This is a genomic window from Tenebrionibacter intestinalis (genome assembly GCF_016632365.1).
Lineage (GTDB): Bacteria > Pseudomonadota > Gammaproteobacteria > Enterobacterales > Enterobacteriaceae > Tenebrionibacter > Tenebrionibacter intestinalis.
Window position 1 is genome coordinate 24,044 of the sequence record NZ_JAEPBH010000032.1, and the last position, 20,719, is coordinate 44,762.

Genomic DNA, 20,719 nt, shown 5'->3' on the forward strand with positions numbered 1-20,719 from the left:
CCCCCTTAAAAAATATTACGCCTTATTACTCCGTTCGCCGCGTATGCGCAAGCGCCAGGGCCGGCAAGACCGTCGTCAAAAGCAGGTCAGGCGTATCAGGCAGAACCCGCCGCTTCGCTGACCCACCCCTGCCGCCTGCGCTGCTCCAGGCTTTGTAAAAACGTCTGCATGCCGCTTTGCTGCCCGGTTTGCATAATACCGGGTAACTGATGCAGCTTACCCTCGCGAATCAGGTTTGCCGCTGCTGGCGTGTTTATCATCAGCTCATACAGCGCCACCCGCCCACCATCGCGCGCTGCCACAAGCTTTTGCGCCAGCACCGCCCGCAGGCTGCCCGCCAGTTGAGAGCGTACGCGGTTTTGCTCCCCGGCCGGGAAACCATCCAGCAGCCGCTCCACCGCCTGCGGCGCCCCGCGCGTATGCAGCGTAGCAAGCACCAGGTGACCGGTTTCAGCGGCGGTAAGCGCCAGGCGAATCGTCTCTTCATCACGCAGTTCGCCCAGTAAGATAACATCCGGATCTTCACGCAGCGCGGCGCGCAGCCCAGCGCTGAAGCTGGCGCAGTGGCTGCCTGCCTCACGCTGCTGCACCAGGCTGTTACGCGAATGATGAATAAATTCAATCGGATCTTCCAGCGTCAGGATATGGCGCGCGTGGCGGCGGTTAATAAAATCCACCATCGCGGCAAGGGTTGTGGATTTACCGCTGCCGGTCGCCCCGGCGACCAGCATCAACCCGCCGCAGCTTTCCAGCAGCGCGGCGACCGGCGTGGGCGCGTCAAGCCGCTCAAGCTGCGGCACACAGTCCGGCAACAGCCGCAGCGCCAGCGATATGCCGCCGTGCCGGCGAAACGCGTTCGCCCGCAGGCGTCGGCCATCTTTGAGCGTTACGGCAAAATCAAGCTGCCCGCAGCTATCGAACTGCGTCTTCTGTACCGGGCTAAGCCAGGCGTGGAGCAACCCTTCCGGCTCAGGCGCGCCGCCCGGAACTGGCTCAAGCCTTCCCAGCCTGCGCCAACGCGCAGGTTCGCGGGTACACAGGTGTAGATCCGAGGCATTATGGAAGTTATACACACTAAAAATAAAAGACAATAAAGCCTTTTACATCAATAACTCAGGGATATCGAAAGGATTCAGTCAGCACTAAACCGCCAGCCTCATTTCTATACCCCCTTCCGCTATATCAGTTCTCAATACTGCCAGTACTGGCAAGCATTTCTTTCTTCACGCGGAACACTGTAGCCCGACCGCAATCACACAACTTCGCGATCTCGTCGGGAGTGTTCTTCCCAGCCTGTAACATATCGATAATTTTGCTATGAAGTTCCTTGTTCTTTTGCTTGCCCTTGTACTTCCGGGCTTCTTTGGCAAGAGCAATCCCCTCGTTGCGACGTGATGCGATCATGCCTCGCTCAAATTCTGCAACGGCTCCCATCATGGTTAGGATTAGGCGGGATTGTGGGGAGTTGTCGAAGCTCATTGAGTTTGCAAGAAACTGAACAGTGATCCCACGCTCAACGAGATTATCAATCATCTCCAACAAATCGCGGGTATTACGTGCGAGGCGATCAATGGAATGCGTAATGAGGGTATCACCTTCACGGAGGTGTGAAAGCAGGTTCAACAATTCAGGTCTTTCGCTGGTGGACTTACCTGATTCTTTCTCTGTAACGATTTTGTCACAAACAGGTCCCAGTACTGCCAACTGACGCTCAAGATTCTGATCCTTCGTTGAGACTCTCGCATAACCAAAAATCATTTTCCTGCCCTCACTACCGATTAGTATCATTTGAATTAACTGAATGATACAGCATCATTTAAATCCATTCAACATCTAAATGATACTAAACGAGACGCAAAGGAGGAGTATCACAAGGGACTACCCAAAAGAGATTTTCAATCGTTCAAATTTTAGGCGATACCGAGTTAGTGAAAAGTTCGGTACTGAGATCTGAGAACACGGCATTTTGTCGGCGGGGTTGAACCTGATTAGGCGAACGAGATTTTAAATCTGGCGGAAAAAAACTGACTGTACTTTTTCCTGAGTAAAAGATTACTTAAGGTTTTTTGCCAAAAATCAGGAGGGCAGGGATTTGATTATTTTTTGTACTAAAGGCGAGTACCTTAGCCACATTCTTAAACGCGAAGGCTGTTAAGGAGATTAAGATAGAAATGCATAGGTTACCCATTTGCGATAAAATCAGTCAAGATTGCTATTCCGAGGTTTCTTATGGGTAAAATTTCCGAACGTTTGAGACATGCAAGAATTAGTGAGGGGCATTGCGTCATTTGCGGTTCATATGGTCTATTGAGTAAGGATCATGTGCCACCTCGTTGTGCAACGACGATTCAACCAATGTTTCAAAAAACAGTGTCTGAGCATTATTCCTCTGATGAAATAAAACCAATAAATGCTCATGCCGGAGTGACATTTAAAACCATATGCAAGAATTGTAATGGCAACATACTTGGGAGTTTGGATCATGAGATCAAGGTTCCTATCGAGAACTTCATAAATCTAATTAGGCAATATTTAGCTGGTGTTCATTTTTACGGAAATGTTATCTCTACGCCTTTCAATGCAGTACCTTTTTTGCGTGCAATGGTGGGTCATCTGCTCGCAGCAACATCCGTAGAAATATGCAAAAATGCTCTTATGGATAGTGAGTATTACACGCCATTAAGAAAATTTGTTTTAGGAGAAAACAAAAAAATAGAAGATACTCATGACTTCTATTATTGGTTTTATCCTAACAGAACACAGATAACTGCTCAGCAAACTTCGTTTTTTAACGATGGTCATCTTTGCCATTGTAGCTGTATGCACTTCTTTCCTATAGCTTTTTTAATTACATTTAAAAATGAAGGAACATATCCTGCACATGCATCAAAATTAACGGTTGATGACAAGAAATTATATTTTAATATGACCCAAGGAAATTTGGACTATGTAGCATTTCCTTTCACACCACTGAAAGGGAATCAAATGATGCTGATGACAGATACTTTCACTTCAGCAAGTTACCCTCAGAAATAAGCACCGCCTATAAAAACGCGAGTACTAATCATATTCAATATAAAATCATAAAGCACAAGGGAAACGCTTGTGCCTTATATAAAACTTGTGATATTAAATATCAGGAAGAACTTTTTTTATTTCCGCCTCTGCAGAATAGGGTAATCCACCACTTTCATACGCCTTAACTGAAGTTACTGTATTTTTTAACTTATTTACAGCGTCTTGCTTCCACTGAGGAGACCAGTAGGAACACTGGAGTTGCTCAACAGCAGAATAAAAATAGTCTTTGATATTATAACAAAAAAGAAAATACATACCTACTATTTTTTGCTCAAGCTCATACGACTCAAAAACATAGCCTGCATTTGCATTCCAATATTTCAATATCCGTATTAATGGTTTTATAAAAAAATAATTATTTTTGTTTTTATCTGTTAGTTTACTATTAAAATCATTTGGATCAGTGCTTATCCATGATTCGAAATTATTTGCTGGTGCTGGGATTTGATATCCGTAAAGCACATTATATATAGCAGGAACTAATTCAAATGTAATGTGATTTAGATTTAATCTTATAGTTGGGTGACTTTGCTTTCGTTCAGAAGCGGAATAATAAAGTTCAACGAAAGACTTTAATCGATTCAGATATGTTTGTGGTTGATGGCCAGAATTATGAAACACAACCATATAATCAACATCAGATTTTGGATCGTATTTCCTTGGTAACATTGTATATCGAGTGTTAGAACCGAAAGTGAAATGTTCTATCACCACCGAACTATCAAAATAATATCCAAGCCTATTTTTAAGAGTGCTAATAGATGTTGTTATAGTACTATCTTTCAAAACGGCATTCTTCGCTACTGAATCTAAATATGACTGAACGCTCATTATTTTTCCTTGTCGATAGAATATTGAGTAAAGCCTTTATTGACATCAGACTGAGTTTTTTCATAAGCCCATCGTGGTATAGTCGGTGAACTTATGTTTAGCTGATTTCTACGATCAGAAAAAACCTTTATTTTGTCTTTTAGCTCTTTATCCGGAATGTTAATTTCAATTAAATCAACCTCCCGAAAAAGACGGACATCGTTTTTAAGATTGTTATACTCTCCTGCCGCTGACTTATGATGCCCTGCTCGTTTACTTGGATTTAGAGCGGTATTTATAGCAGTTAAGCATGTAAGTGCAAATGATATTACTATTGTAATAGTAGTCATATCTTTCAGAGCACTCAAACCTGCTATGGCAGACAAAATAGCTATAGGTATCCCAATGAATAAATTGCATTTTTCCCAAGGTGAGGATGCATTATAATGAGATTTAGAAGAATAAAGAGCATCTTCCTCAATGCGTAAACATTCTTCTTTGATTTTTTCTATAAGTTGATTACTCATATCATACCTATGTACCGATTTATTCAGAAGAAGCAACAGCCCCTAAAAGGGGCTTCTGCATCGTGACTACCAGCGAAGTTCCGATGTAGGCAAGAAAGTAACTGTAACAACCATATCTGCCATGTCATAGCGGATTTGCATTGTGATTGGGATGTGGAAATCTTCAACAGTGAATCGCTCAATCCTACCGATTTCCTGCTTCATAATTACTCTCGGCGGAATACTATTTTCTGGTTCACCAAAGTTTTCATGAACCCAAATCCGAGACATGCTTTTCTTAAGAGGCGTTGGTAACTCGTTAGGGAATGTCCAATCACTCAAAGTATCATGTTGTATGCTTAATGTAATTTCTTTAAGTAAACGACCATCGCGTTTGAACGCTAAAAACACGCCCTCTTTCGCCATATCAAGGCTAATTGTTGGTGAACCTGATGCTCCTTTGGGATCGCTTTTATAGGTTATCAATCCAGAATCAACCAAATCTTTATAAGATTTACCTAAACTACGGATCAATGCTTCAACATTTACTGTCATTAGTACAATCCTTGCTCTGTATTCAGCTTGTGCATTTTAGCTCTGGCGGATTCAAGTTGTTCTTCAGTAGCCCCATAATCTTTAAGGGTCGGTTTTATTGCATCAAAATTCCGATCCAAGGCACTCCTTAAATTCTTCGCATCCCTTGCAATTTGGTCTGGTTTGTTACGTCCACCGTAAGTTTGACTGATTTTCTGGTGAACTTCTTTTGGAACAACAATCGCAGCTACCCGATCTGCCATTTTTCTGATCAGTTTTTGATCAAGCCCAGGATACTCATCCATTAAGAATTGTTCAACTGCGGCTCTTGACGGCATATGATCAGCCTCATACTTGCCTTGTCGAGAACGCCCTGTGAAATCCTTGTACAATCCAACTTCCAGTAGTTCTACTGGGGGCTTGCTGAGGTAGATGTAGATCGGCGGGTGTACGTTCCCCGGAAACACCAGAATGTAATCCCGAAAATCCTTCTCTTCCGGTACTGGTGTTGTGGTGATAGTTACGCCCTGAATATCTGGAATTTCAAGCCCCGGAATCGTTACAGTACCCGCTTGCGGGCTGTTATTACCTGTATTCCAGCTATCTTGCGATCCCGGCGTACTCGCTGGTGTCCATGTGATCAGAGGCTTATCGCTTCGCTCGTCACCCCAAAATTCATAGCTACCATCCATCTGCTTTTCGAGCATCCGGACACGAACCTGATCACGCCCACTTTCAGTACTGGTATGATAGCCAACGGCTTTTAATCGCCCGGTTTCATCGTCAGTGATCCAGTTGTAGCGTACTCGTGTTGGTACGGTTCCCTTGCTGTGTGCGACTTCCAGTAACTTTTCAGGTGTTAACAGATCGCTCTTTTCACCCTTGAGTTTTGACTGAACGATCGCCCCCATAACAACAAACGGCAAATTCATCGCAAGCGAACCGCTCCAGACTTCCGGGCCTGAAAGGTGCTTCATGGTATGCGTCAGGGCTTTGGCTGCGTCCTGATTCGCTTTTGCTGTAGCCCCTCCCGCTGCTGCTGCCATTCCGGCTTCGGCTGAACCGCCCATAACAACCGGAGGCGGGGGAAGTGGCATTGCTTCCGCTTCACCAAAGAAGAAACCTGTCACTTTATCAAACAGTGATTTTTTCTTCGGTGGCTCCGGCGGCAGCGGTGAAGTTTTCTTCTTCTTCGCAGCCTGTGCGTGCTGTTCTGGTTCAGAGGCTGGCTGTGATGGTCTGGACTGATAGAAGCTCATCTCGCCTACGTTGTCCTGTGGCTCGTCAGCCGTTCCTGCATCAGTATTGCCAGTACCGCGAAGTACTGACTTAGCGAACACTGGAACGACCGTTATCGCTTCTTTAGCTCCCTGACTGGCTGAAAGAGGGATTACATTAGATGATGCAGCGACCGTCCTGCTTTCTCGTGAAGAACATCCCGAGTAATGTGAGGTGGCAAATACAACATTATTTTTACATTTGCAAAGTACGGTATCACCATCACCGACGACCAGTTTACCGTCACCAATCCACCCTTTATACGTTGCAACAATGGGGAACGAATCCTTGCAATTATTGCAGTATGCCATATCGCCATCGACAGCAAGTTTCACACCTTCATCAGATATGTTGGCCGAAGCACTGACGATTTTCCCAAAGGATGTTTTATCGCCTAATTTAGCGAGTTGTTTTTGCCTTCCCATAACAAAATCCCTTTTCAATGTACTTTTGAGGACGCAACGCCATCAGGCGACGAAACAATCCATTCACTCCCCGAATAAGTCATAACACTTACGTGAGTACTGGCAGTCAGTAACGGTTTATCGGTGACACTGGCCTGTGATATTGCTTTTCTTGCCATTGTTTCAATATCATCTTTCGACATTTCATTCAGGTACTGAATGTCCTGACAGTAATCGTTAAAATGTACTTTCCAGTATTCGTCTACCGATTCAAAGAAATCCTCCGCAAAACTTAAAATCGCGGGGTTCGTGTTCTGGTCAATCGAATCACTGACAGGGAATCCAACAGGAAAGTACACAGTACGGTATATCCCGGTGGTTTTGATCAAACGTCTGAAATCATCCCCGGTAAAGCCAAAAATCAGCATCACCCAGTACTTTGATTGGTTGGCCTTTCTTTCAAGCATCATCTGGGTAACGTTAAAATCGGTAAACGGGTAAACAGCCCATGCATCCCCATCCCGTTGATTAAGAACAAGGCTACTGATAGTCGCATCAAGTCTGGAGGTATAGAGGGCGAGGCCATCCGGTACTTCACCATGTCCCCCGACCCATTGCGGTTCGAGCCACGGCGTACCGTTAGCCATTTCAGAAACACGAGCCACGCCCCACAAGGGGAGCATTGAATAGTACTGGTTTTCACCGGGAGAACAAAAATAGAGTTCCTGTTTCATAACATCCTGTACTTACGCTATTTTTTGAGCAGTTATTGTCACATGGATGGCAAGGTTATGTACAGTCTTTGTACAGCACAATGGGTGCTACAGAGGATTCAAAAAATTAAAAAAGTACAGCATTACCATTAAAAAAGGCCGCTTTTAGCGGCCTTCTGTTACATCAATGACTGTATTTTATGAAGTGGGACAGGCTTATAAAGTTCCCCCTGTACACCCCAAATGCCCGTTTCACGCAGTGAACGTAACATGTTTCCGTCATTTACCCCCTGAATAATGATTTTTGAACAGTACTTGCTGATATTCTTAATCAACACCGCAAATGTGTGTTTTTTGTACTGCTCACTAAAAAAATCACCTTCAATTTTAACGGCTTCAAACACGCCAGAAACCAAAGCCCCGGCATTTGCTTTACCAGCACCAAGATCTTCAAGAAACAATGCGTTATTGCCCTTAGAAAGGGAATCCAGTACTGGATTTTTCAATCCATGATTGATGTACAGGAACGCTTCTGATAGCTGGAGTTTCAGATACGGCATCATTTTCACAATTCCGGCAAGAAACGAGTCTCTGTACAGCAGGGTAGCCATTGCGTGATCGATTTTGAAAGAACAAAACAGCTTATTGTGAAGTACAAATTTTTCAGTACTGGCTATTTGCCCAAGCACTTCATATAGATAGAGCCGTTTCTGCTCGATATCCCAGCCACGGAATACTTCATCCCCTGATAACAACAGTCCATCATTAGTAAAACGAGTCAGTACTTCAATCCCCAGGAGTTGGCCTTCGGTGCTCATAACTGGCTGGGCTATGTATTCTCTGATCATTGCGATTTCCCTTAGCGGCGATGTAAAGATAATCGCTTACCCTACAATATTGATCAATAAAAACGATCAATAATTAATTATCAATAAGTTTTATCGATCATAAATTCGAACAAAAAACATGTAAAAATGCCAACTCACCGATTAAAGTAGGTTAATTAGTAGTTAAAAGCTATTGAATGATACGGGGATTTCGGAGGGTATACAGATATAGGCTTTCGGCCTCATAAGGAGGCTGAAAAGGTAGGGATCATCAGCGGAGTTCTGATGTAGGTGTCCGAGACACCATCATGGGGGGGATTAGTCGGATCGGGGTCGCTTCGCTCTGGTCAGTACTGACAGGACTTTTCCAGTAACTGAAACAGCAGATACCCCACGAAGCACACAAAGGAATTATTTGTAGAATAAGTAATGGAATAACAGTCAGTTATGTACTTACTGACAGAACAAAAAAACGCGATTGGGTTCGCTCTGTCAGTGACCGAAGGGAACGCAGCAGTAGAACCTAATCCTGCGAACAGTACACGCGAAGCGGGTACTGTTTAATTGTTTTATCTATGTAAACAATGGGATACTTATCAAGTACTCACTGCGTGAGTACTCTCACTAACTACCCGAAACAGTTCGCTTGCTTCGCCGCTCCTGCTTTCAGGTAGTTAATTCGCTTTCGCTCGTTGTTATGTCCGAAATTTATTACCTAAAGAAACTATAAGGTATTATTTTTCGGACATTTATCCGTTTTTATGATGGTGTTCTGGACTTCATTTTTTGCGTGTTTTTTGTACTTCATTTTCGTATTTGTCCCACATAGCCTTTTTCTCTTCAGTACTGAGATCTGCGTTAGTAGCACTGGCAAGAAACGCCCTGAACGCTTCTAACTCAAGCCCCGGATTGCTGCCTTTCCAGCGGCGGAAACGCTTTGCTTTGGTATCATCAAGAGTGAAACGCTTTTCCTTGTTCATTGAGCCTTGCGGCCTGCCTTTCTGCCCTTGTTCATCATCATCAATACCGAGATCTATGTACTCAATATTGTCTGTGAGTGATCTGGCTTGCCATTCATCAAAAACATAAACGGTCTGCGTTTCAGCACTGTCGAAATTCCTCGAAATCCCTCGTAGTACGAACTGGTGTAGGCTTTCGTACTCCCTCGCTACGTGAATCGCATCACCGTCAATCTCAAAGAACAATTCACATTGCTTGGCTTCTGTTTCAGAGGGACGCATACAAGCCAACCAGACGCATATCATAAGGTGCTGGTACTGGTTGAATCCTCTGGCATCCGGGCTTATCTCTGTGCCATTCTTGAGGCTCTGAGAATCGCTTTTATTCTTCGTCCAGTAGAAGTCCTGTTTCTCAAGTTCACCATCAATAAACGAGTATATTTTTTGTACTTTATCAGGATTATTAGTTTTCCATGTCCTTGATAGTTTATGATTTTTTGAGAAGTAATAAACCTTTAATCTGTCTTTGAGAGCTGTTTTTCGTGTCAGTAATCCTTCAAGTTCAGTACTTTCAAAGAGTTCTTTATTGCCTTTGTAGATCAATGAATTTTCGAAATTAGCTCCGAGAAAGGTGATTGATACGTCTTTGTACTTATTGAGATCTTTCCATGCCGTGATATTAAGCTGTTCCTTTTCCGCATCGGTAAAGTACTCATTATTCATTATGAAAAGATCATTATCATTCAATACTGACAGTTGATTTAAAATATTCTTTACTACATCCCCCTGAACTTCTGGATTTCTTTCAGCCGCAATATACATATGTCTGTCATCTAATAACTGTACTTTATGGATTAAAACATTACGGATAACATTTTTTATCTCAGGACTCCCTTCATTTATATTCTGGAAAGAGTGAAAATTAGTCACATCGTCAATATAAACATTCCAGTTAGATAACAATTCACGAGGGATTTTGAAAAACGTTTTATCTGTTATGAGTAATGTTTTATTACTTCCAGATGAAAGAAATTCAATAACTGAACTAATAACACTTTCATCTTTTGATACTGTATCAGTAATAATATACTCGCAATTATTGATTTGCTTTGCTGTCTGCTTAATAAGTTCTTGAGTGTTCTGTACTACAATATATTTTTCAGTGCTGTTATTGATTATATTACATATAGCTGTGGTTTTACCTGAGCCACACTCAGCAGATACGTACTTAAACTTATTATAAATAGGTGTAGGATTAATCATTTGTACACGCTCCATATTGATTAATTTAGAAAGGCCGATTCGTTCCAGTGAGTCGGCCTTTCGTCGTTTTAGTTATTAGTATTTAGATTTTATAAAATTGCTTTATTCTGGTACATTACTAATAAGTACACGAGAAAGATTACTCACAAGATATTCTTTTATTTTTTTAGCTTCGTTATCAGAAATGAAATCCACAAAGTTCATCATGTGAGCATAATCCTCAATATTAACCCCCATCAAGTGAAACTCCTCAGGAGATTTAACATACTTTAAAATGAAACCATTGCAAGTATAATCGTGACTATTCTCATGGTATTCAATAGAGAAATTTACAACTACTTTAGATTGTTTATTGTCTATAACTAATACATGCTTCACACTTAAGTTTCGATATTTAATCTCAACAAGTATGAAATCACTAATGCGTTTATAACAAATACTATCTGCAATAGTAGCAATGCCTTTTTTAATCAAACTACGATCTGAAACATTACTCACATCAGCAATACTATTCAAATCAACATTAAAATCAGGAACAAAAGTATCCTCAACATATGATTCTATCAATTTATTTAATTCATCTATGCGATCAGATACATCTTCATATGCTTTTATTGTTCTCGGCCGTACTCGTTTACCTTCACGTTCTCGCTGTTCGATCAAAGTATGTAATTCCACTTCTTCTGCCTTACACAGTTCTAATTCTGTACGATAGCTTTCAATTTTATTATCAACTGGCACGGACAACAAAGCAGAAATATCCAACCCCATCAAATGGTTAAGTATTGCACGCTCAATAACCTCATAACGTATATCGCTCTGAACACAATTTTTTAGTTCATAGCGAGTTCTACAACGAAGAAAAGTTTTATATGGAATATATGTAGCCTCCCCATTGACAATTTTTTTTCTTGTATTTTGAACAACTGATGTATCACCACCACATACACCACACTTAATAACACCATTGAATAAATTCCTTAAAATGGAATCATCACCATATGTAACGCGTGTACGACCTCTGATATTTTTAGCAACACTTGTTAGCATATTGTTAGCTAAAAAGAATTTCTCAACATCAACCACAACTGGATAGAAATTGGGAATCGTTTCTATCACAACACGTTTCACACCTTTAATCTGCTTACTGTAACGTATGTGTTTGCCTATCAAACGCTCATCACGGATCAGTTTTGCAACGTATGAACCTCTCCAGCTCGTGTTGCCATACATCAACCCTCTGTTATTCAGTTCTTTGGCAATGAAACCTGTACTCTGTCCAGCTATGTAGCTATCAAAAGTAAAGTTAATTACATTTTGCATATTTGGATCTATTGCGTACTTACCATCACAATCAAACAGCCATCGTGGCATTTGGCGAGTAAGGACTTTTTTGTTTGTAATAGATTCATTAAGCCGTTTTTCGTAGCCCTTTTTTGCCCTCTCAGACTTTATAACACTCTCGTTATTTGCCCTCATCAGATAGATAGTACTCATGATTGCCCCTACAGGATCATCACTTCGTAATATCTGATTTTCCGCAACGCTATGAATCTCAATCCCTGCCCCGATAAGAGTTGATATCAAATGTGTGCCAACCCAAGGATTTTGGCGTGACAATCGGTCAACGCTGTAGCAAATCAGGGCACTTCCAGTAGGAATCAAACCTGCATTTACATCGGCAAGAAATCGGCCTAACTCCCCCTCTTTGATGTTGCTCCCTGTGTAAGCAGACATCCCCGCATCGCTCATCACCACCATTCTATCAATGTCGAATTTTTCACTATTTTGGGTGATGTAGCGTCTGACTTCTTCATCTTGCGTATCAAGACCACCGCCTGTGCGTACCTGCTCCAGACTTGAGACGCGTAGATAACCGTATGGTATGATTTTGTTCAAACTATGGCATTCCGAGTGTAGTGTGGTTAGCTATACGATAGCAGACATAATGCTTTACACTAAGCGCCACGATTTCTTCCATTTTTAACGGCATCCCTGTATCAATGAGCGACATTGCCCACAACATAGCGCGTATACAGCGCCAAATCTCAGCGGCAGCCGAACGCTGCGGCCGCCTTCCAGAAGAAGTTACGCTGCTTGCAGTGAGCAAAACAAAACCTGCGAGCGCTATCGAAGAAGCCATTGCCGCAGGCCAGCGCGCCTTTGGCGAAAACTATGTGCAGGAAGGAGTAGAAAAAATTCAGCGCTTTGCCAGCGCAGGCATAACGGGGCTAACGTGGCACTTTATCGGCCCGCTGCAGTCCAACAAAAGTCGCCTGGTGGCCGAATATTTCGACTGGTGCCACACAGTGGACAGATTGCGCATCGCCGCCCGGCTGAGCGAACAGCGCCCGGCAGGCATGGCCCCGCTCAATGTGCTTATTCAGATAAATATCAGCGACGAGCAAAGCAAATCAGGTATTCGCCCGGACGAACTGGACACACTGGCCGCACAGGTGGCGACGCTGCCAGGCGTGAGGCTGCGCGGCCTGATGGCTATCCCGGCGCCGGAAACCGACTGGCAGCGCCAGTTTGACGTGGCGCGTCAAATGGCGCTGGCGTTTAACAGGTTAAAATACCGCTATCCGCAAGTGGATACATTATCTCTGGGCATGACCGATGACATGGACGCCGCAATCGCTGCGGGGAGCACCATGGTACGTATTGGAACCGCCATTTTTGGCGCGCGGAGCACTCCGCCGCGTCCGCAACATTAATGACTGAGGAACACCATGCTGACCCTGACTTTTCTGGTCAAAACACTGATCGACCTGTACGTAATGGTGCTATTGCTGCGCATCTGGATGCAGTGGTCGCGCTGTGATTTTTATAATCCCTTTTCGCAGTTTATTGTCAAAATCACTCAGCCGGTTATCGGGCCGCTGCGCCGGGTTATCCCCTCTCTGGGGCCAGTCGACAGCGCATCACTACTATTGGCATTTCTGCTAACGACGCTCAAGTACCCGATTCTGCTGCTGATTCAAACCGGCAGCCTCTCCCTTGACCCGATGAACCTGCTGGTTGGTCTGCTATCGCTGCTAAAGGCCGCCGGTACGCTGGTGTTCTGGATGGTTATTATTCGCGCCATCATGAGCTGGGTTAGCCAGGGCCGCAGCCCGTTTGATTATGTGCTGATGCAGCTAACCGAACCGCTGATGGCGCCGATTCGCCGCATCCTGCCTGCGATGGGCGGCATCGACTTTTCCGGTATGGGCGTGATTCTGGTGCTGTATTTACTCAATTACCTCGGCATGGATCTGTTTCCAGGGCTGTGGTATCTGCTGTGAGCGCAGTGAGTGAAACGCCAGACGGGCTGGCGTTGCGGCTGTATATTCAGCCCAAAGCCAGCCGCGACGCGCTGGTGGGCGTTCACGGCGACGAGCTAAAAGTCGCCATTACCGCGCCGCCGGTAGACGGCCAGGCCAACGCCCACCTGATAAAGTTCCTGGCGAAGCAATTTCGCGTCGCCAAAAGCCAGGTCGTGATAGAAAAAGGCGAAACGGGCCGTCACAAACAGGTAAAAATTATTAATCCGCAACAAATCCCGACGCCGGTCTCGGCACTGCTCGCGTCCTGACATTAAGCGCCGGGCCGCGCGGAGCCGGAGATAACCCAACAGGAATAAGCTATGCAAAAAGTGGTGCTTGCTACCGGCAATGCCGGAAAGGTGCGTGAACTGGCCGATCTGCTTGAGCGTTTCGGACTTGACGTCATCGCACAAACTGAATTTGGCATCGACTCTGCCGAAGAAACCGGCATGACATTCATTGAAAACGCTATCCTTAAAGCCCGCCACGCCGCGCAGGCAACCGGCCTGCCCGCTATCGCTGACGATTCCGGGCTGGCCGTACAGGCGCTTGGCGGCGCGCCGGGAATTTACTCCGCCCGCTACGCAGGCGTTGACGCCAGCGACAGACAAAACCTCGAAAAGCTGCTTCACGCGCTGGAAAATGTGCCGGACGGGCAGCGCCAGGCGCATTTCCACTGCGTGCTGGTCTATCTGCGCCACGCCGACGACCCCACGCCCCTGGTTTGCCACGGCAGTTGGGCCGGCGAAATTACCCGGGTGCCCGCAGGCGAAGGCGGTTTTGGTTACGATCCTGTTTTCTTTGTACCGGCTGTGGGTAAAACGGCGGCCGAAATGGGACGGGATGAAAAACGCGGCCTGTCGCACCGCGGGCAGGCGCTTAAACTGCTGATGGAAGCGATGCGCAATGGCTAAACTGCCGCCTCTGAGCCTCTACATTCATATTCCGTGGTGCATGCAAAAATGCCCTTACTGCGACTTTAATTCACATGCGCTTAAGGGCGAAGTGCCGCATGATGACTACGTTCAGCATCTGTTAAGCGATCTTGAGCGGGATATTGCTTTCGCGCAGGGGCGCGAAGCAGGCACTATTTTTATCGGCGGCGGCACGCCAAGCCTGCTGTCCGGCGCGGCAATGCAGGCGCTGCTGGACGGCGTTCGCGCACGCTTGCCGCTGGCGCAGGCTGCGGAAATCACGATGGAAGCCAACCCGGGCGCTGTAGAAGCAGGCCGCTTTAGCGAGTATCAACGCGCTGGCGTAAACCGCATCTCTATCGGCGTGCAGAGCTTTAGCGAGACGAAACTCAAGCGCCTTGGGCGCATTCATGGCCCGCAAGAAGCCCGGCGCGCGGCGCGTCTGGCGGCGGGCCTCGGCTTACGCAGCTTCAACCTTGACCTGATGCACGGCCTGCCGGATCAAACGCTGGATGAAGCGCTCGACGACCTGCGCCAGGCCATTGATCTCAATGCGCCGCATCTGTCGTGGTATCAATTAACCATTGAACCTAACACACTGTTTGGCTCACGCCCGCCGGCGCTGCCAGACGATGACGCACTGTGGGACATTTACGAACGCGGCCATCGTCTTCTCACCGATGCTGGCTACCAGCAGTATGAAACCTCGGCTTATGCAAAGCCCGGCTATTTATGCCAGCACAACCTGAATTACTGGCGCTTTGGCGACTATCTCGGCATTGGCTGCGGCGCGCACGGCAAGTTAACATTCCCCGACGGGCGCATTCTGCGCACCGCCAAAACGCGCCACCCGCGCGGCTATATGCAGGGCAACTATCTTGACCGCCAGCATGAAGTCGAGGCGGATGATAAGCCGTTTGAATTTTTCATGAATCGCCTGCGCCTGCTGGAGGCCGCGCCGCGTGAAGAGTTTACGCGCTATACCGGGCTGGACGAAGCGCAGGTTCGCCCGCAGCTCGACGAAGCCATTGCACAGGGCTATCTGACAGAAACGCCCAGCCACTGGCAAATAACCGGGCACGGCAAGCTGTTTCTTAACTCGCTGCTGGAGCTATTCCTGGCGCAGTAGCGCAAACGCGCTTTTGCGCGCGCCCTGTCAGGCCGCCATCGCGCCCGCATGGGATAAACGTGTGATATTAACTGGCGCGAGACGGCGAAATCTCACCGAGGCTAACCTGCGCGCCATCAATACCGTTAAGGTTTTTTGAGCAAGCAGAAAACCGCGGCGTTTTCTAACTTCATCGCCCTCGTTTACCCAGCCTGAGCGCCGACACTTAACTCTTGTCTTCATCTTAATACGCAAATAACCGGCGGTTTACCCGTAACAGAGGCCTGAAATTTCGGGCCTCTGAGGCTGCTGGCAACCCCCATCCTGTCGCAGGCAGGATGGATGAAACACAATAATAAATATGAAAAATCAAGACATTGATTTTCGCCTGCTTACTACAAAGAAGGAAAAACCCCATTTTTTTCATCTTTGTCAACAATTTGAGAGGCCCGAAAATTCGGGCCTCTGTTCCTTAAGTGAAAGGATAAACTTAACCACCCGGCGTTATGCCTGCGCCGGGCGGCAATCTGACTTTATTTAATAGTAATGGCCTGGAATGTGTCACCGGCGCTAATGGAAATTTCTGCCGGGGAACCATTCACCCACGCCCGGCCATACGCATCCGTTTTAACCGTAAGCCCATTCGCCCGTACGCTGGCATTCTTCACCGGACGCTCGTCACCGTGTATATCGGCGCTGACGAGCACCTGCGTTTTTTTCCCTACCGACGTGCGTATTGCCTTAAGCGGCGTTTTCTGCGGCAGTTTGTCATAACACGGCCCCAGCGTCGGCAGTCCGGCGCGGCTGACGCCATTATAGATACTGCGCCAGTGCCCGCTTAACGATCCATCAAGCTGGCGAACGATATCCGCCTTCATGCTGCCCTGATTTTCCCCGCTTACCTGCACGTCAATATGGATTTGCGGCAGGTTATCCACCACGGGCCGTAGCGACATCACCGATGTCACGGTGCCATCGAGGAAGGTTTTACCGTCATCGCTGTACCGGGTAAACGTTGCATCAAGGCCGCCGTTAAACAAATCTCCCCGATACGTTACCGTTACGCTGCCGGAGGCCTTACCCGGAAATGTCTCGCTCCGGTTGCCTGACATCGGACCACGCCATACGCTAACCGCAGGCGCCCAATCCCCGATTACCGTGCGAACGGCGCTCTTCGGCAGCGTAGGAGCTTTGTCAAGGCGCGCCATCAGCACGCGCGGCGGCACCAGGCCTTTCGTTTTCACCGCGTCGGAATAATTATCCGGCACGGGTTCACGCAGCCTGCCTTGCAGCAAAATTCGCGTGGAGTTCGGGTTCCAGAACGGCTGTGCGGCCAGATTCTTACCCGCCGTCTCGGTATTTTCATAGATTCTCAACGGCTGCCCCGTAAGTTTCCCCTGGCCATCGCCCGTACCGGGCAGCAGCCACGAAGAAAGATCGCACTGAAAGCCGGGCCAGGAAGAAATATAGGTAACAAGAATATTCGTCATCAGGGGCAGCGCGATAAAGTTGCGCAACTGAGGAATGGCCGAAGTCACTTCCAGCCGATCGCGCGTGCGCCAGGAATAAACGACCTCCATGCTGCCGTCCGGCGAGGTGGCGCCATCCTCGTCCCAGTCACCGTTTGCGGTCATCCGCTGCGTTTTACCCGTATCGAGATCCACTTTGACAGGATCGATATTGCCGTTGAGTTCCGCCACGGCAAGTATCGCTTTACCACCGTCAACAAACGATTTCAGTTCCCAGAGCTGGGCTGCGTATTCAGCTTTATCCACCGCAGCGCTCTGCGCGCCATCCGGGCCCAGTGGATTCACTACTCTGATATTCTCCACCCTGTAGCGATCGTCCTGGCGCGTCAGTTCGCCAACCAGCATCGCCGTGCCGTCAGAACGCACATCGGTCCAGGCCAGATGCACGCCATCCGGCGCAAGGTGCCACGTACGGCGCTGCAACAGCCTGACATTTTGCGCCAGCCCCTGACGGTCTGCGGCCATATCTACCGGAATAAACTGGTGTGACTGACAGTTATCCAGAGAAGGCATGCACTCCATCATCCAGCCGTCAAAGGCCGTCTGGTCATCGCTTCCGCCAATAGGGCTAAGCTCCCGGGTGGCGATAAACATGCGGCGGTTGTCCGCCAGCGCATAGCTAAAGCCTGATTCCAGCGCCTGTGGCCTGTCGTCAAAATCACAGGTAACACAGCGTGGCGTTCTGTCGCGTAGCGCCACGCGCCAGATGTTGCCGTCATACTGATTCTGAAACCATATCGTTCTGCCATCGCCGGAAAATGTCGGCAGCCAGGGCGCGACGCCTTCAGGAACGGCAATATCGTCATTGTATACAGGTAGCCAGGGCGGTGGCGCGGATGATGCCTGCGCAGCTCCCGAGCAGAGTATAAGTAGTGCCAGGGCGAGAGATGTTTTCATGTTATCTGTCCTTAAATAAACCATACCATGAGGGATTAACCGAAACCGGGGGTTAACAAGGCCGCTGCCGTACTGAAAAGCAAAGCCGGCTAACGCAGGCCGATCCCGCATTTTTTGCGATACACGCGATGACGCGTAATACATCGCCACCGCTTTCCGCCGCCCCGTCGATAATTACCGTAAGAAATAATCAACAATAAAAAGCCAAATAATCGCCAGGCGCTTTTCGTTGTTTTGATAATCCATAAAATATATATACAGCAAGAGCAACAGGGGTTATTTCATTAATAGCAGGCAACCTTTACGTGTCAATTCATCGGGGCGGGAAGATTTTATTAAAGTAAAGAAACAACCCTTTTTTTAGCGATAAAAATGAGGACCATCACCGGTTATCCCCAGTAAAAACAGAGGTTACCCCCCTGAGCAAAACAATTAAATTCAAAGAGTTATATAAAATACACCCAAAAAACTGGCTATGGCATACCGTTTCTCTTCCACACCAGCGTTAATGAAAAAATAAATTTAATTATTTTTTTCGATATCACTTAATGCAGAAAAATTAATATGCGGACCGAATATATATCACGTATTTATTTTAGCGCCCCGCATTTAACTACAGCGTAATAATTAGGTTAGCAGGGGGGGGTTAAGAAAAAGAAAAAACCGCTCACAGTGAGCGGCACAGTTACACCATTATTTCAATCCAGCGACCAGCGCTTTACGCTGCTCTTCAAGCGAGACTACACGGCTACAAACGTCTTTACCAAACTGTTGGAAATCTTTTTCCTGCTTTTTCCATTCGTTTTGAATAGCCTTTTGCAGCCCCCCCAGATTGCCAAGCACGCTCTGAAGCGGATTGCCGCCGCCTGAGGTCATGGCCTTCGCGCCCATTTCATTGATGCTATCCTGCAAAATACCGCCCATCGCCTGATTAACCAGCTTCTGGCCGTCGGCACGCACTGTGTCGATAGCCTTATAGTGGAACGTCAGACCATCCTGACGGCGCTCAATAATACGGTTCATCTGCGTTTTAAGCTGCGTATCCAACCGGGTTAAACGCTTGCGCATGCTGCTGCTCTCGCCCACCTGTTCGGTGATAATTTTATCTACCGCAATACGCCCCTTCTCAACGCGGCTGCGCGCGCCGTTGTCAATCCAGGGCAGCGCATCGCGCAGCGCCTGCTGATAGTCCTGCGCCTTTGCGCGCTGCGCCGCGCTCAGACTTTTCGGCTGGCCGTTAAACTGCACGCTGCCGTCCAGCGACATCACCAGGTTGCCATTCTCACCCACCACCTGCACCGTCTGCGGATTAATAACCACATCATCCCGCGGCGTCACGCTGCATTTATAATCCGCCTGAGCCTGCGCCGCCGTTATCAGCAGCACGCCCAGCAGCAATTTACGCGTCATAACCACTCCTGTTCGTCCATTAACCTGTGCTATTAAAATCAGTCCCACCACACATCGAAAAGCTCGCTTAAGCGCACATCCTCGATTTTATGGTCTTCGAGCCATTTGCGTACCCGCGCCTGATGCGCTTCGGTGCATTTTCCCGCTTGCCGGGCGCATACCAGCCCTTCCCATTCCAGATAACCGCCGCCGCCAAAAGCCAGGCCGTTTGGCTCAATAACGTCGTTTAACAACTCGTCAACGGTTTTATCGATTTGCTCCTGGAAGCACCCTGCGGGAAACGCCATGCCACGCAGAAGCCTGTCTCCTGGAAATCATCAACATGCAATTTCTTACGCAGACGACGGCTACGGTTTTTCGCCATTATTTCACCTTCTCAAACATTAAATCCCATACGCCGTGCCCCAGACGATGTCCACGCTGCTCAAACTTGGTTACCGGGCGCGATTCTGGCCGCGGCACATAATCGCCGGTGGGCGACAGATTGCTGTAACCCTCAACAGAACGCATCACCTCAAGCATATGTTCAGCATACGGCTCCCAGTCGGTCGCCATATGGAACACGCCGCCCGGCTTAAGCTTGCGCTTCACTCGCTCGGCAAACGGCGCCTGAACAATGCGACGCTTATTATGGCGTGCCTTATGCCACGGATCAGGGAAAAACAACTGCACCATGTTAAGTGAGTTGTCCGCAATCATGGTTTCGAGCACCTCTACCGCGTCGTGGCACATTACGCGTAAATTATCCAGCCCGGCTTCATGCGCCGCCATCAGGCAGGCCCCCACGCCCGGCGAGTGCACTTCTATCCCAAGAAAGTTCTGGCGTGGGCGCGCCTGCGCCATCGCCACCAGCGAAGCCCCCATGCCAAAGCCGATTTCCAGCGTGACCGGCGCTTCACGACCAAACAGCGCCGCCAGGTCCACGGGCTCGGACGTAAACTCAACGCCCATCACCGGCCAGAAATGTTCCAGCGCATGCTGCTGGCCTTTCGTCAAACGGCCCTGGCGACGAACGAAACTGCGAATACGGCGCAGCGCCCGGCCATTTTCGTCAAATCCCGGTGAGATGACGTCATTATTCATGTCGATTTCTGCCTGAAACAATAGATGAGGGAAACGGGCATTATCCAAAGTTAGTCCCCGGATGCAAGCAAGGAAAGTTCCGGTTTACAGCCCATAGC

Annotated in this window: 19 protein-coding genes and 1 pseudogene; 6 read left to right on the forward strand and 14 right to left on the reverse strand. The window is 47.5% G+C overall.

What is annotated here, in order from left to right:
* Positions 1 to 95 precede the first annotated feature (95 nt).
* Together JJB97_RS12610 and JJB97_RS12615 are read right to left on the reverse strand one after the other, a co-directional pair.
* Complete coding sequence (locus tag JJB97_RS12610) at positions 96 to 1,091, reverse strand: type IV pilus twitching motility protein PilT (protein WP_238714355.1); 996 nt, start codon at positions 1,089 to 1,091, stop codon at positions 96 to 98.
* 91 nt (positions 1,092 to 1,182) lie between these two features.
* Positions 1,183 to 1,758 carry a recombinase family protein gene (locus JJB97_RS12615; RefSeq protein ID WP_238714356.1) on the reverse strand — a complete coding sequence of 192 codons (576 nt, stop codon included), beginning with the start codon at positions 1,756 to 1,758 and terminating at the stop codon, positions 1,183 to 1,185.
* 471 nt (positions 1,759 to 2,229) lie between these two features.
* Between JJB97_RS12615 and JJB97_RS12620 the strand changes: the two genes are divergently transcribed.
* On the forward strand, positions 2,230 to 3,036 hold the full coding sequence (locus JJB97_RS12620; RefSeq protein ID WP_238714357.1) for a chaperonin: 807 nt from the start codon (positions 2,230 to 2,232) through the stop codon (positions 3,034 to 3,036).
* A gap of 93 nt (positions 3,037 to 3,129) precedes the next feature.
* Here the strand turns inward: JJB97_RS12620 and JJB97_RS12625 are convergent, their stop codons facing one another.
* The 8 genes from JJB97_RS12625 to JJB97_RS12660 all read right to left on the reverse strand — a co-directional run bounded on the left by JJB97_RS12625 (position 3,130) and on the right by JJB97_RS12660 (position 12,271).
* Entirely contained in the window at positions 3,130 to 3,909 is a 780-nt protein-coding gene (locus tag JJB97_RS12625) for an SMODS domain-containing nucleotidyltransferase (protein WP_238714358.1), read from the reverse strand.
* Positions 3,909 to 4,415, reverse strand: a complete 507-nt coding sequence (locus tag JJB97_RS12630) for an SLATT domain-containing protein (protein WP_238714359.1) — start codon at positions 4,413 to 4,415, stop codon at positions 3,909 to 3,911. The genes JJB97_RS12625 and JJB97_RS12630 overlap by 1 nt, the downstream gene beginning before the upstream one ends.
* Before the next feature lie 66 nt (positions 4,416 to 4,481).
* Positions 4,482 to 4,949 carry a DUF6392 family protein gene (locus tag JJB97_RS12635; RefSeq protein WP_238714360.1) on the reverse strand — a complete coding sequence of 156 codons (468 nt, stop codon included), beginning with the start codon at positions 4,947 to 4,949 and terminating at the stop codon, positions 4,482 to 4,484.
* On the reverse strand, positions 4,949 to 6,631 hold the full coding sequence (locus tag JJB97_RS12640) for an S-type pyocin domain-containing protein (protein ID WP_238714361.1): 1,683 nt from the start codon (positions 6,629 to 6,631) through the stop codon (positions 4,949 to 4,951). Before JJB97_RS12640 ends, JJB97_RS12635 begins: the two co-directional genes overlap by 1 nt.
* A gap of 14 nt (positions 6,632 to 6,645) precedes the next feature.
* Positions 6,646 to 7,344 (reverse strand): hypothetical protein, encoded by a 699-nt coding sequence (locus JJB97_RS12645; RefSeq protein WP_238714362.1) that lies wholly within the window; start codon positions 7,342 to 7,344, stop codon positions 6,646 to 6,648.
* Positions 7,345 to 7,502: 158 nt separating this feature from the next.
* Positions 7,503 to 8,171: an EAL domain-containing protein gene (locus JJB97_RS12650; RefSeq protein WP_238714363.1), complete on the reverse strand. Its 669-nt coding sequence runs from the start codon at positions 8,169 to 8,171 to the stop codon at positions 7,503 to 7,505.
* 758 nt (positions 8,172 to 8,929) lie between these two features.
* Positions 8,930 to 10,372 (reverse strand): DEAD/DEAH box helicase family protein, encoded by a 1,443-nt coding sequence (locus tag JJB97_RS12655; RefSeq protein ID WP_238714364.1) that lies wholly within the window; start codon positions 10,370 to 10,372, stop codon positions 8,930 to 8,932.
* A gap of 102 nt (positions 10,373 to 10,474) precedes the next feature.
* Positions 10,475 to 12,271 (reverse strand): recombinase family protein, encoded by a 1,797-nt coding sequence (locus JJB97_RS12660; protein WP_032203424.1) that lies wholly within the window; start codon positions 12,269 to 12,271, stop codon positions 10,475 to 10,477.
* A 104-nt stretch (positions 12,272 to 12,375) separates the two neighbouring features.
* On the opposite strand from JJB97_RS12660, the gene JJB97_RS12665 reads away from it, so the two are divergent.
* From JJB97_RS12665 to hemW, 5 genes are read left to right on the forward strand one after another with little or no spacing between them, the layout of a single operon-like run.
* Positions 12,376 to 13,089: a YggS family pyridoxal phosphate-dependent enzyme gene (locus JJB97_RS12665; RefSeq protein WP_238714365.1), complete on the forward strand. Its 714-nt coding sequence runs from the start codon at positions 12,376 to 12,378 to the stop codon at positions 13,087 to 13,089.
* Between the two features lie 15 nt (positions 13,090 to 13,104).
* Complete coding sequence (locus tag JJB97_RS12670) at positions 13,105 to 13,659, forward strand: YggT family protein (protein ID WP_238714366.1); 555 nt, start codon at positions 13,105 to 13,107, stop codon at positions 13,657 to 13,659.
* Positions 13,656 to 13,949 (forward strand): DUF167 family protein YggU, encoded by a 294-nt coding sequence (gene yggU, locus JJB97_RS12675; protein WP_238714367.1) that lies wholly within the window; start codon positions 13,656 to 13,658, stop codon positions 13,947 to 13,949. Before JJB97_RS12670 ends, yggU begins: the two co-directional genes overlap by 4 nt.
* Positions 13,950 to 14,000: 51 nt before the next feature.
* On the forward strand, positions 14,001 to 14,594 hold the full coding sequence (locus tag JJB97_RS12680; RefSeq protein WP_238714368.1) for an XTP/dITP diphosphatase: 594 nt from the start codon (positions 14,001 to 14,003) through the stop codon (positions 14,592 to 14,594).
* Positions 14,587 to 15,723 (forward strand): radical SAM family heme chaperone HemW, encoded by a 1,137-nt coding sequence (gene hemW / locus JJB97_RS12685; RefSeq protein WP_238714369.1) that lies wholly within the window; start codon positions 14,587 to 14,589, stop codon positions 15,721 to 15,723. The genes JJB97_RS12680 and hemW overlap by 8 nt, the downstream gene beginning before the upstream one ends.
* Before the next feature lie 512 nt (positions 15,724 to 16,235).
* Here the strand turns inward: hemW and JJB97_RS12690 are convergent.
* The 4 genes and pseudogenes from JJB97_RS12690 to trmB all read right to left on the reverse strand — a co-directional run bounded on the left by JJB97_RS12690 (position 16,236) and on the right by trmB (position 20,621).
* Positions 16,236 to 18,128, reverse strand: coding sequence for a TolB-like translocation protein (locus JJB97_RS12690; protein ID WP_238714370.1), 1,893 nt, complete (start codon positions 18,126 to 18,128; stop codon positions 16,236 to 16,238).
* Between the two features lie 693 nt (positions 18,129 to 18,821).
* Positions 18,822 to 19,538, reverse strand: a complete 717-nt coding sequence (locus JJB97_RS12695; RefSeq protein ID WP_238714371.1) for a YggN family protein — start codon at positions 19,536 to 19,538, stop codon at positions 18,822 to 18,824.
* 38 nt (positions 19,539 to 19,576) lie between these two features.
* A pseudogene (locus JJB97_RS12700) lies at positions 19,577 to 19,902 on the reverse strand (YggL family protein).
* Positions 19,902 to 20,621, reverse strand: coding sequence for a tRNA (guanosine(46)-N7)-methyltransferase TrmB (gene trmB / locus JJB97_RS12705; protein ID WP_238714372.1), 720 nt, complete (start codon positions 20,619 to 20,621; stop codon positions 19,902 to 19,904). Before trmB ends, JJB97_RS12700 begins: the two are co-directional and overlap by 1 nt.
* Positions 20,622 to 20,719 lie beyond the last annotated feature (98 nt).